Genomic DNA, 11,527 nt, shown 5'->3' on the forward strand with positions numbered 1-11,527 from the left:
GGGGAAGCGGGCCGGCCGTCGACAACGACGTCGGCGACGCCACGGGAGTGCAACGTCGTTCTCGACGCCGCCAGCCGGGCTGCTGACAGACTGACCGCATGCCCGGACGTCCAGACAAGCTCCTGCTGCTCGACACCGCCTCCTTGTACTTCCGCGCGTACTTCGGCGTGCCCGAGTCGATGACGGCGCCCGACGGCACCCCGGTGAACGCTGTGCGCGGGCTGCTCGACATGATCGCGCGGCTGGTGAGCGACCTGCGGCCCACGCGCCTCGTCTGCTGCTGGGACGACGACTGGCGTCCGGCGTTCCGGGTCGACGCGATCCCGTCGTACAAGGCGCACCGGGTGGCCGTCGAGGTGCCGGGGACCACGGGCGTGGAGGAGGTGCCGGATACCCTCGCACCGCAGGTCCCGATGATCGTCGACGTGCTGGCGGCGCTGGGCATCGCGCGGGTCGGGGTGCCGGGCTACGAGGCCGACGACGTGATCGGGACGCTCGTCGCGCGGGAGGTGGCCAAGCCGGCCGACCGGGCGATCGTCGAGGTGGTCACGGGAGACCGCGACCTGTTCCAGCTCGTCGACGACGAGGTACCGGTGCGCGTCCTGTACACCGCGCGCGGCATCCGTGACCTCGAGACGATCGACCAGGCGCGGCTGCACGAGAAGTACGGCGTCGCGACCGGGCCCGGCTACGCCGACATGGCGGTGCTGCGCGGCGACCCGAGCGACGGCCTGCCAGGCGTGCCGGGGATCGGTGAGAAGACCGCGGCCGCGCTGGTGCACCGGTACGGGTCGCTGGTCGGGATCCTGGCGGCCCGCGACGCCGCCGACGCAGGCCTGACCTCGACGCAACGTCGGCGGCTCACCGAGTCGGCCGACTACCTCGCGGTCGCACCCGCCGTCGTGCGGGTGGCCCCGGACGCGCCGGTCGGAGAGGTCGACGACCGGCTGCCCGACGTCGTCGGTGACGCCGAGGCGCTCGTCGCGCTCGCGGAGCGGTGGGGGCTCGCGTCCAGCATCAAGCGCGTGGTCGACGCCCTCGCGCTCGGGTGACGGCTCAGTCCTTGACGAAGACGTTCGCCGACGACTCGTGCCAGCCGGCCGGTGCCGTGACGCCCGCAGGGACGAGCATGACGTCGTCGAGCCGCAGCGTGCCGAGGTCGCCCGCGGTCGAGGTGCAGCTGGTCTGGGGCAGGTCGCCCAGCGGGACGGACACGAGGCACAGCTGGTTGCCGGGCGCCGTCGCCGCGTAGTACGACCCGGTGTCGTCGGTCAGCAGCAGGCGTGTGGAGTCCGGGGAGATCAGCAGGTCGGCGCGGTCGTCCGCCGCGATGACGTCGCCGGCCCGCTGGGTCTCGGCGAGGGCGGGCACGAGGATCCCCGGCTGGACGGGCGACGCCGTGGGCGTCTGCTGGGCCAGCCGGACCCCGACCAGGGCACCGACGACCACCAATGCGGCACCCGACAGGGCGAGCCCGGTCACCAGCCGCGAGTGCCGGGGCGACGGTGCCACGCCGCTGAAGCCGGTGAACGCGTCGCTGAACAGGTCGGCGTCGTCGGTCGTCGTGTCGTACGTCGTGTCGTACGTCGTCATACCCGAGATCATCGGACGCCCGGGGCGCGGACCTGAGGAGCACACGCGTGTTGTGGTCGATTCGTCCCTCGTTCGGGCGATGCGGTCGTCCGGCAGGCCCGCGGGGGACGGCAGAATGCTCGATGTGATCACGGTCAGCACGGACGGCTCCTGCCTGCGCAACCCCGGCGGAGCCATCGGCTGGGCGTGGGCCAACCACGACGGCACGCACGACAGCGGCGGGCACGCGTCGGGGACCAACCAGATCGCCGAGCTCATGGCAGTGCTGGAGGCCGTCCGCGCGCACCCCGGCGACGAGCCTCTGACCATCCAGGCCGACTCCCAGTACGCCATCAAGTGCTCGTCGGAGTGGATCCACGGCTGGCGGCGCAAGGGCTGGCGGACGGCGTCGGGCGGCCCGGTGCAGAACCTCGAGCTCATCAGGTCGATCGACACCGCGATCTCGTCGCGACCCGGCGGGGTGACGTTCGTGTGGGTCCGTGGGCACCGCGGCGACGAGTTCAACGAGCGGGCCGACGAGCTCGCGGGCATCGCCGCCCGCGCGGTGCGCGACGGGGTCGCCCCGGTCTTCGCGGCCGCTCAGCCCGTTCCTGTGCTCGCGCAGGTACCCGCGGGCCTCGACGACGACCCCGACGTCCTCTTCTGACTCAGTGCGCGGAGCGGTGCCCCGCCAGGATCGCGAGCGCGCCGGCCGCCGCCTCGTGCACGTGTGCGGCCAGCCAACCGGTCGGCGCGTGTCCCCAGTTCCTGCCGACGGACGCGATCGGGAAGATCACCAGGTCGTGCGCGGGGTGGCTGAGCACGAGCTCGGGCTCAGGGCCGTCGTCCGCCGTGGCCCACGCGAGGCCTGGCACCCGTTCGGCCACCAGGTCGCCCAGCGCGACCCCGAAGGCGTGCACCAGGGGAGCGGAGTCGGTGCGGTCGCTGCTCTGCAGCCAGATGGCCTGCACGCGGTCGAACAGGTCGCTGACCGTCTGCGCGTCGACAGAACCGGAGCACAGGTCCGCGACGATCTCACGGTGCTGGGCCGCCCAGATCACCTCGGCGGCGTTCAGCGGCTCGACGTGGACGTCGCGGACCTCGTCGGCCGGGGTGCGCGGGTGCGGCACCTCGAGGCCGTCCTCGGGTCGCGCCGCTCGTCGGAACAGTCCCATGCCCAGGCATCGGCTCGCGGCGACCGCGGATTGAGCGCCGCGGCACGCTCGATGACCGGCAAGACGAGGGCCGCGCGGCCCCGGACGGGATCGCGCGGCCCTCGTCGGGACGTGCCTACCTGATGGACTTCACCGTCAGCGTGCGGCTGGCGGCCGAGCCGGAGTAGCCCCGGTCCCCGCCGTAGGAGGCGACGACCGGGCCGGTCTTCTGGACGGCCGGCAGCGTGATCGTGCCGACGCCGCCCGTGAGCTGGGCGGTCCCGACGCGCTTGTTGTTGAACGTGAGCACCACGGTGCCGGTCGGGGTCGGTGCGCCCGTCGGACCGGTCACCGTGACCGTGATGGTCGGCGTGCTGCCCTTCGGCACCGACCACGTGACCGCGGACAGGGCCGTCGACGACTTGGCCTTGGTCACGGTGTAGGTCTTGCTCGCCTGTGACCCGGACACGTCCGCGCTGCCGCCGAAGACGGCGGTCAGCTGGTGCGTGCCCACGGTCAGGTCGTTCGGCAGGGCGATCGTGGCCGTGCCGGTGAGGCCGGAGACGGTGAGCGTCCCGGACCCGACGACCACCCCGTGCGACCTCAGCGTCACGGTGCCCGCCGGTGCTGCGCTGGCGCCCTTGACCTTGACCGTGGCGGTCGTCGCCGAGCCGAACGGCGCGGTGTTGCGGGACAGGCTCAGCGTCGTCGTGGACGTCGACCTGCTGACGTCGACGACGACCGCGGCCGACGTCGACGCGGCGTAGGTCCCGTCGGTCGGTGCGAAGGACGCGGTCAGCGAGTGCTTCCCGGCTCCGAGCGTGGCCGTGATGCTCGCCTTGCCCTGGGCCACCGGCGCGGACCCGAGCGGCGTGCTGCCGTCCAGGAACGTGACGGTCCCCGTGGCCGCCTTGGGCGAGACCGTCGCCTTGAGCGTGAGCTTCTTCCCCGCCGTCCGGTCGCCGGTGACCGCCAGGGTCGTGGTGGTGGCCGTCGCGGTCGGGACGGTGACGTCGACCACCTGCCAGCGGGAGGCGACGTCGGGGTTCTGCGTCTGGAGCACCAGCAGCTTGCCCGTCGCGGCGCCCGTGCCCTTGTGCACCCCGATGGTCTCGCCGTCCGCGCCGACCGACGTGAACGTGCCGTCCACGGTGTTGTCGAACCAGAACGGCGGGTCGTACGGGTTGACCGTGAACTGCGGCGAGGTGTCGATGTCGCCGTAGGTCGAGGACGTCGACACCTTGACGATCGGTGTCGCGCCCGCGGGGATGCCGGCGGCCGCGAGGCTGATCGGTGCGACGAAGACGTTGGAGTCGAAGACGCCGGAGTCGACCGATCCGTCGAAGCCGTTGATCAGCTCGGTGTCGAGCACGTCGCCCGTGGCCAGGTCATAGGTCGTGGCGACCGTGATGTCGGTCGTCGGATCGAGCTTGCCGATGTCGGTCTCGAGGTCCCACGTCCCGTCGCCGTCGATGTCGATGTCGATGTAGGGCAGGACCGCCAGGCCGAGGCTCGCCCAGTCCCCGTTCGTCGCGACGCCGATGCCGAGCATGCCGTCGGACGGTTTGCCCCCGGCGGCCGCGACCACCGGAGCGGTCGACGCCCAGCCGACGAACCTGAGGTCCGCTGCCGCCCGGGTCGACGGTGACACCGCGGTGTCGGTCGTCGGATCCAGCTGCGGGCTGGTGGAGCCGAGGACGAGCGGCGTGGTCAGCGAGTACCAGCCGCCGGACGCGACCCCGCGCCCGGACAGGGCCACGCCCGCGGTCGTGGCTGTGGCGTCGGGGAACGTGACCGGTGCCGCGGTGAGGTTCGCGACGAGCCGCGGGGCGGCCTGCAGCGGCACACGCAGCTGCGTCGCGCCGGACGTCAGGACCAGCCGGCCGGTGACCTCGGAGACGAAGTCGCGGGGGATGCCCAGCAGCTCCGGCTCCATGGTCGGGTCGATCTGCCGCTCGAGCGTGGCCGGATCGGCGGTGAACGTGAGGGTCACGAGCGCGGTCTTGCCGGCGGGGATGGTGAGGGCCGCCGGTGCCGCCGTGATCTTTGCGCCGCCGGACGTCGACGCGCTGGACACCGAGGTGGTGAACCGCTGGCTCGTCGACCCGAAGTTCCGCACGGTGACGGTCTTCTTCTGCACGACCGTGCCGGCGCCGACGGGCACGATGCCCCAGCTGACCGAGGTCTGCTCGGGCGACTGCGTGTTGTAGGCGATCACGTTGGTGCCGACGGCGTCGAGGGCGTCGACGCGCCCGGACCCCACACGTTCCGGCCCGTACGTGAGACCGGTCTGGTTCAGACCCTGGTACAGGTCGTGCGTCGCCGTGTTGACCACCGCGGCCTTGACGTCGGCCGACGTCCAGCCCGGGTGGGCCGCGACGACCATCGCGGCGATGCCCGCGACGTGCGGCGAGGCCATCGACGTGCCGGACAGCGAGTTGGGCTCGTTGCCGGTGCCCGACGCCGCCGAGTAGATCAGCGACCCGGGCGCGGACACGTCGGGCTTGGTCCAGCCGAGCGAGCCGTGCAGGCCGCGCGCCGAGCTCGGGTTGAGCACGTCGCCGGCCCCGCCCTCCTCGACAGAACCCTTGAGCCCGGGCCCGATCTCGACGGTGAGCGTCCCGGCGTGGATCTCGGGCAGCAGGGCCGCGGTGGTGCTCGCGGTCATCTGCGTGCCCGGGATCAGGGGCGACCCCGTGATGCCGGCCGTGAACACCGGCACCGAGGAGGGCAGGAGGACGCCGACCGCACCGGCCGTCGCCGCGTTCCCGAACCGGGCCGCGGAGCCGCACCTGCGGGTCGAGTCGTTGTCGTCCCACCAGAGGTAGGCGATCTTGCCGGCGACGGCCGCGGCCTGCGCGGGCGTGAACGGCGTGCACCCGTCGAAGTCGCCGCCGGGGTCGCCGACCGGGGCCGTGACGTCCGCGCCGGAGTAGGCGATCGAGTTCTGGCCCGCGTGCAGGCCGACGAGCGCCGGGTTCGAGGCCGCGGTGACCTTGATGGCGTCGTAGGTCAGCGGCGAGCCGACCGACCAGGCGACCGTCAGCGCGCTGGCCGCGTTGCCGGGGGCACCGCCGATGTCGGTCATGTCACCGGAGTTGCCGGCCGAGTTCACGACCACCGTGCCGAGCGCGCTGAGCTGGTCGACGAGCAGGTTCTCCGGGTCGTCGGCGGGCTGGCCGTCGGCGCCGAGCGACATGTTGACCACATCGAGCCGGTCGGAGAAGTCGCCGTCCTGGTTCGGGTCGGCCGCCCGGTCGAGGGCCTCGGCCACGAGGTTGGTGGAGCCGCCGCCGTCGCCGAACACCTTGAGCGAGTACAGCTGCGCTCCGGGTGCGGTGCCGGGCCCGACCTGCCAGTCGGCGACGCTGGTCAGCCCGCTGTAGTCGCCGCGGAACGTGGTGCCGTCCGGCAGGACGCCGAAGCCTGCGGCGGTTCCGGCGACGTGCGTGCCGTGCCCGTCGTTGCCACCCGTGTAGACCGCGTCGATGGGGTTCTCGTCCGGCACCGGCACCGTGCTGGACCCGGGGACCTGCCCGTCCCCGTCGTAGTGCGGTCCGGCAAAGTCGTGGCCGCCGATGAACTTCGTCGGGTCGAACGAGCCGGCCGGGATCGGCTGCGTGCCGTCCACGCCGTACGCGGCGTCGTAGGCCGCGACCGTGCCGGCCCCGCCGAAGTCGGCATGGGTGTAGTCCAGGCCGGTGTCGATGACGCCGATCCGCACGCCCGCGCCGGTCTGGCCGGTGTTCTCCCAGACCTGCAGGGCGCGGGTGAACTCGACGGAGTGCGCGTTGTCGACGGTCTTCGGGACCACCCGGTACACGGCGACGACGTCCGGCGACGACTCGAGGCCGCGGATCTGGGCGGCGTCGCCGGTGACCAGCGTGCCCGCGACGAGGTTGGTCAGCGTCGCGATCCGCTTGGGTGCGGCGGTCCGGGCGGAGCGCTCGGTCAGCTGCTGCGGGACGACGTCGGCGGCGAGCGCCTTGGTGTCGGCGGCGTTGGCCTTGACGGCGGCAGGGCTGCCACCCTCGGCTGCGACGTCCGTGCCCGCCTTGGCGTCGAGCTGGACGAAGGCGGTGATCGTCCCGGTGACGCCCGCGAGGTCGTCGACATGGGGATGCCCGAGCTTGGCGCCGGGCCTCGGTGCGATCGGTCCGGCTGCGGTGGGGCCGCCGCTCGGAGGTGGCGGCGCCGCCGAGGCGGCTCCCGTCCCGAGCATCACGGTGCCGACCGTGAGGGACAAGGCGGCGAGTGTGGCGACGACCGATCGACGTGACATGTGCGCATCCCTGGTTCGCGACGGACCAACATGCGAACACTCGGCATGACGGGAGTCACACCGAGCGTCCGACTTCGTGCACGTTACTGATGACATGCCCGATTCGCCATCGGCCGGGCGGTTCGTCCGCTCACCGCCGCCGCGCAGCCGGCTCCTGCGCTCGCGGCCCGCTCAGCGCAGCGGCACGAACCGGTAGGAGCCGTACGCGCTGACCGCCGTCCGGTCGCCCGTGCGGACCACGACCTGCAGCGTCGAGCGCACCGGGATCACCATGCGGCCGCCCTCCGGCGCCAGCTGGGCCACCAGCTCCGCCGGCAGCTCGTGAGGTGCCGCGGAGACGAGGATCCGAGGCCAGCCGCGGTCCGTCGGACGTCCGAGGACCCCCGGGACCGCCGGCTCCAGCGAGGCCCAGGGCAGCTCGTGCGCCGCGAGGTTGGCGGCACCCCACCGGGCGAGATCGGGGTCGAGCTCGAGCCCGAGCACCAGCCCGCGCGGGCCGACGAGCCGCGCCAGCAGCGCCGTGGTCCAGCCGGATCCCGCGCCGACGTCGAGGACGCGGGCGCCGACCGGGATCTCGAGCAGGCGCAGCATCGTCGCGACCGTGCTCGGCTGCGAGCTGGTCTGCCCGTTCCGGAGCGGCAGGGGTCGATCCTCGGTCGCGTGCTCGCGTTGGTCGGCAGGCAGGAAGCCGGCCCGCGCGAGCGCGCGCATCGCGTCGGCCACGTCGGCGGCGCGCTGCGGGTCGTCGCCCTCGCGCATCGCACGAGGATACGAGCGCCGGTGCGCCAACGGGGTGGTCCGGCGGGTCCGGGGTTCAGTCGACCGGGTGGCGTGCCGACGGCGTGAAGATGGGTGCCTTCGCCGACGATGTGCTGACGAGCGCCCCGACGCAGCGCGCCGGGGCGCCCGTCGCGCTGCCGCGCTCAGCCGACGCGCTGCTCGCGCTCGTCGACGGAGGGGACCGGCGCTGCCGGGGCGACCACCGGGATCATGCCCGTGCGGGGTATCTCGGCGGCCGCGGGCGCCGGGACGTAACGGGGCTTGCGACCCGGGCGACCGCGCTCCCGGCGCGTCTCGATGCCCTCGAGGGTGGTCGCGCGCCAGACCGCACCGCCGTTGAGCCGTCCGTCGGGCTGGGGGAGCCACGGCACCTTGCGGGACAGCCAGACGCGGATGGTCGCGTGCTCGACGCCCAGGCGCTCGGCCAGGCGGGCGATGTCGTAGAGGTCGTCGAGACCGTGGGTGGTCCGCGGCGCGGGGGTGTCGTCGGCAGGCACGGCGGAAGCCTAACCGGCCGAGTCTATGAATTGTGTGACGACGCCGTAACAGGATGCGCACGAGATCTCCCCCGCGTTCGGCCTCAAGTTGACCTGGACACTCGTCCGAAACACTTAACGTGTTACGCGTGAGTAACAAGTTTCTGCGGCGCGGTCGGCCTGAGGGTGGTCGGCACGCTGCCGCGCGCCCCGCGCAGGCCACGCACGCCGGCATCTCCCTGCGCCCCGCACGTCTGGCCCAGGGGGGTGTGGTCGCCGTCCTCGCGGTGAGTCTGTGCGCCACCATGGCCGCGGCGGCGAGCGCCCACGACGGTGGCGGGCTTGCGCTCGGCATCTCGCACACCGCCCGTGCCGCGGCACAGGTGGCCGCCGCCCGGGACGGCGCGGTCAGCGTCGCGACCGACGCCATCGAGGTGGCTCACGCCGTGCAGGCCGAGGGCAGCAAGGCGGCCGTCGACGCCACGCAGCTCGCCGCACTCGAGGCCGCGACCGCCAAGCTGAACGACCTCGTTGCCTCCGTCGACCCCGTCGCCGCGGCTTCGGTCGCCGACGACGCGGTCGCCCCGACGGCCCCCGCAGCCGCGGCGGTCCCCAGTGCCGGCGCGCCCGCAGCGACCGGCGCCCCGGCAGCGACCGCCGCCCCGGCAGCGACCGCCGACCCCGCCGCGGCCGCCGCCGCCACGCCGACACCCACGACGTCGACCGACCCCGCGCCGACGAGCGCCGCCAAGCTCCCGGTCGACGACCCGGCACCGACTGCGTCGCCCACCCCGTCGACCATCCCGACCATCCCGCGGACGGACGGCCAGGAGGACGAGACGACGGCCAGGCTGCGTGACGCCGTCGAGACCGTCGCCACCCTCACGGCGGACGTGCAGAAGAGCGCCGAAGCCAACCGCGTCGCGGCCGCCGCGGCGGCGCAGGCCGCTGCCGACGCGGCAGCCCAGGCCGCCGCCGCAGCCGCGGCGCAGGCCGCCTCTGACGCCGCCGCCCAGGCGGCCGCCGATGCCGCCGCCGCACAGCGCGCCGCCTGGAAGCAGTCCCTGCAGGGCTACGCGAACGGCCGGATCCCAGACTCGGCGCTCTGCGGCGTCAGCTTCGACGCGAGCGTGCGCCTGCGCTGCGACGCCGCCCAGCAGCTCGACGTGCTGAACACCGCCTTCAAGGCAGCCTTCGGGACGGACCTCGTCGTCTCGGACTCCTACCGCTCCTACGCGGGCCAGCTCGACTGCGTGCGTACCAAGGGTTACCTCTGCGCCACGCCGGGTACGTCCAACCACGGCAACGGCATCGCGGTCGACCTCGGCGGCGGCATCGAGACGTTCGGCACCAAGCAGCACACCTGGATGGACAACAACGCGCCGGGCCTGCTGTGGGTCCACCCGAGCTGGGCGGAGCCCCGCGGGACGAAGCCCGAGGCGTGGCACTGGGAGTACTCGGGCTGACCGGTCATACGATCGGGCCATGAGCTCCTCCGGCCCCGGGCGGACCTGGCCCCTGGTGGGGCGCGCAGCCGAGCTCGACGACCTCGACGAGCTCCTGGCGACCACCGCCGGCGGCCAGGGCGTCACGGTCCTGCTCGAGGGCGAGGCCGGGGTCGGCAAGTCCAGCCTGGTGGACGCCCTGCGCGGGTCCGCGCGGCTGCTGGACGTCCAGCTGAGCACCGCCCGGGCGTCGAGCATGCGGCCGTGGCCGTTCGCCTTGCTGTCCGACGCGCTGATGCAGACCTCGTCGCGAACCGCCCTGGAGCTCGAGCTCGCCGCCCTGCTGGACACGCTCTACGCGCTCCCGGTCGTGCCGGCCGACGAGATCGCCCGCGCGGGCGCGATGTTCGCCGACCTGCTCCGCAGCCGCGGAGCGACGCGTCCGTGGGCGCTCGTGCTCGAGGACGTGCACGAGTCCGACACCGCGTCGCTCGAGGTCCTGCACGGGCTCGCGCACGAGGGCGCCCTGCACCACGCGCTCGTCATCCTGACCATGCGGCCCGTGCCCTACCGGCCCGAGCTGGCCGCCGTCGTCGCGGCCTGGACGCGCGCCGGGGCGCGGCACCTCGAGCTGCGCCCGCTCAGCGGACGGGCCACCGTCGAGCTCGCCGAGCACCTCGTCGGCGGCGACATCGGGCCGTCGCTGCGCGGCACGCTGGCGACCACGGGCGGGAACCCACGGTTCGTCGCGGACGTGGTGCGCACCGCCCGGTCCACGGGTGCCCTCGTGACGGTGGACGGTGTGCACGACACGACCGGCTCGGAGTGGCTGCTCCCGCTCGACGAGCTGGTCCGACGACGACTCGAGTACCTGGGCAACGACGTGCTGCTGCTGCTCGGGCAGGCCTCCGTGCTGGGCACGTCCTTCGTGATGTCCGACCTCGCCCTGCTCGCCCGGGAGCCCGTCGCCGACTGCTGGCGCACGCTGCGGCACGGCCTGGCGGCCGGCGTGGTCCGCGCCCGTGGCGACCGGCTGGTGTTCGGGCACGACCTCGTGCGCGCCGCGTTGTACAACGGTCTGGACCCCGACGAGCGTCGCGCCCTGCACGCGCAGGCCGCCGTCGCCCTGCGGCAGGCCGGAGCCCCCGCGCAGATCGTCTCGTCCCATCTCGAGCGCGCGCGCTGAGGTCCTCTTAGCGTGGGACGTCCGCACACCGACGAAGGAGCACCATGGCCACTCGCACCGCTCGCACGGCATGGAACGGCACGCTGCAGGAAGGGAGCGGCCAGGTCGAGCTGACCAGCTCGGGCGTCGGCACGTTCGACGTCTCGTTCCCCGCTCGGACGGCCGACGACGCCGGGGGCACGACGAGCCCCGAGGAGCTCATCGCGGCCGCGCACTCGTCCTGCTACTCCATGGCGCTCGCCGCCGAGATCGCGGGTGCGGGCGGCACCCCGGTCGCGCACCAGGTCACCGCCGACGTCACGCTCTCGCCGGACCCGGCCGGTGGCGTCCGCATCAGCGCCATCCACCTGACCGTCCGCGCCGAGGTGACGGGCCTGGACGCCGACGGTTTCCAGGCGGCCGCGCAGACCGCCAAGGCCGGCTGCCCGGTGAGCAAGGCCCTGACAGGCACGACGATCACGCTGGACGCGGCCCTCGACTGACCGGCCGCGACGTCCGCCCTCGTGGGAGTCCGCGGGGGCGGACGTCCGTCAGGTTCGTCACGTCGCGTGGATACCTGTGCCGGTGAGCGCGTGGGCGGTGCGACACTGCGCGGGTGGTGGCCGTGACCGAGACCGTGGACGTCGACGACG

Annotated in this window: 10 protein-coding genes; 5 read left to right on the top strand and 5 right to left on the bottom strand. The window is 73.6% G+C overall.

The features are described from left to right. The first annotated feature begins 98 nt into the window (after positions 1 to 98). Positions 99 to 1,052, top strand: a complete 954-nt coding sequence (locus ACPPVS_RS01585; RefSeq protein ID WP_426594216.1) for a 5'-3' exonuclease — start codon at positions 99 to 101, stop codon at positions 1,050 to 1,052. A 4-nt stretch (positions 1,053 to 1,056) separates the two neighbouring features. Here ACPPVS_RS01585 and ACPPVS_RS01590 read toward each other — a convergent pair whose 3' ends face one another. Continuing rightward, complete coding sequence (locus tag ACPPVS_RS01590) at positions 1,057 to 1,593, bottom strand: hypothetical protein (RefSeq protein ID WP_426594217.1); 537 nt, start codon at positions 1,591 to 1,593, stop codon at positions 1,057 to 1,059. Positions 1,594 to 1,708: 115 nt separating this feature from the next. Here ACPPVS_RS01590 and ACPPVS_RS01595 point away from each other — a divergent pair, with 115 nt between their 5' ends. Further along, a complete protein-coding gene (locus ACPPVS_RS01595) occupies positions 1,709 to 2,239 on the top strand; it encodes a ribonuclease H family protein (protein ID WP_426594218.1) in 531 nt (176 codons plus the stop codon). A gap of 1 nt (position 2,240) precedes the next feature. On the opposite strand, the gene ACPPVS_RS01600 is transcribed toward ACPPVS_RS01595, so the two are convergent. From ACPPVS_RS01600 to ACPPVS_RS01615, 4 genes are all read right to left on the bottom strand, one after another. Then, complete coding sequence (locus ACPPVS_RS01600) at positions 2,241 to 2,747, bottom strand: DUF3806 domain-containing protein (RefSeq protein WP_426594219.1); 507 nt, start codon at positions 2,745 to 2,747, stop codon at positions 2,241 to 2,243. 115 nt (positions 2,748 to 2,862) lie between these two features. Next, positions 2,863 to 7,008 carry a S8 family serine peptidase gene (locus tag ACPPVS_RS01605; RefSeq protein WP_426594220.1) on the bottom strand — a complete coding sequence of 1,382 codons (4,146 nt, stop codon included), beginning with the start codon at positions 7,006 to 7,008 and terminating at the stop codon, positions 2,863 to 2,865. A 171-nt stretch (positions 7,009 to 7,179) separates the two neighbouring features. Further along, positions 7,180 to 7,767 (bottom strand): protein-L-isoaspartate O-methyltransferase family protein, encoded by a 588-nt coding sequence (locus ACPPVS_RS01610; protein WP_426594221.1) that lies wholly within the window; start codon positions 7,765 to 7,767, stop codon positions 7,180 to 7,182. 164 nt (positions 7,768 to 7,931) lie between these two features. Beyond that, positions 7,932 to 8,285: a hypothetical protein gene (locus ACPPVS_RS01615; protein ID WP_426594222.1), complete on the bottom strand. Its 354-nt coding sequence runs from the start codon at positions 8,283 to 8,285 to the stop codon at positions 7,932 to 7,934. A 128-nt stretch (positions 8,286 to 8,413) separates the two neighbouring features. Between ACPPVS_RS01615 and ACPPVS_RS01620 the strand changes: the two genes are divergently transcribed. Genes ACPPVS_RS01620 through ACPPVS_RS01630 form a run of 3 tightly spaced genes read left to right on the top strand, consistent with a single transcriptional unit; the run spans position 8,414 to position 11,377 of the window. Further along, positions 8,414 to 9,730, top strand: coding sequence for a M15 family metallopeptidase (locus tag ACPPVS_RS01620; protein WP_426594223.1), 1,317 nt, complete (start codon positions 8,414 to 8,416; stop codon positions 9,728 to 9,730). A gap of 19 nt (positions 9,731 to 9,749) precedes the next feature. Continuing rightward, the gene (locus ACPPVS_RS01625; protein WP_426594224.1) at positions 9,750 to 10,895 is read left to right on the top strand and encodes an AAA family ATPase; all 1,146 of its coding nucleotides are present in this window, start codon (positions 9,750 to 9,752) and stop codon (positions 10,893 to 10,895) included. Between the two features lie 44 nt (positions 10,896 to 10,939). Beyond that, positions 10,940 to 11,377, top strand: coding sequence for an OsmC family peroxiredoxin (locus ACPPVS_RS01630; RefSeq protein ID WP_426594225.1), 438 nt, complete (start codon positions 10,940 to 10,942; stop codon positions 11,375 to 11,377). Positions 11,378 to 11,527 lie beyond the last annotated feature (150 nt).

It is taken from the genome of Cellulomonas sp. McL0617 (assembly GCF_049994875.1).
Lineage (GTDB): Bacteria > Actinomycetota > Actinomycetes > Actinomycetales > Cellulomonadaceae > Cellulomonas.

Bases quoted from the DNA above. Each gene is read 5' to 3' on its own strand.
- ACPPVS_RS01590 (WP_426594217.1), bottom strand. From the start codon at position 1,593: ATGACGACGTACGACACGACGTACGACACGACGACCGACGACGCCGAC.
- ACPPVS_RS01610 (WP_426594221.1), bottom strand. From the start codon at position 7,767: ATGCGCGAGGGCGACGACCCGCAGCGCGCCGCCGACGTGGCCGACGCG.
- ACPPVS_RS01595 (WP_426594218.1), top strand. From the start codon at position 1,709: ATGCTCGATGTGATCACGGTCAGCACGGACGGCTCCTGCCTGCGCAAC.
- ACPPVS_RS01605 (WP_426594220.1), bottom strand. From the start codon at position 7,008: ATGTCACGTCGATCGGTCGTCGCCACACTCGCCGCCTTGTCCCTCACG.
- ACPPVS_RS01625 (WP_426594224.1), top strand. From the start codon at position 9,750: ATGAGCTCCTCCGGCCCCGGGCGGACCTGGCCCCTGGTGGGGCGCGCA.
- ACPPVS_RS01600 (WP_426594219.1), bottom strand. From the start codon at position 2,747: ATGGGACTGTTCCGACGAGCGGCGCGACCCGAGGACGGCCTCGAGGTG.
- ACPPVS_RS01585 (WP_426594216.1), top strand. From the start codon at position 99: ATGCCCGGACGTCCAGACAAGCTCCTGCTGCTCGACACCGCCTCCTTG.
- ACPPVS_RS01630 (WP_426594225.1), top strand. From the start codon at position 10,940: ATGGCCACTCGCACCGCTCGCACGGCATGGAACGGCACGCTGCAGGAA.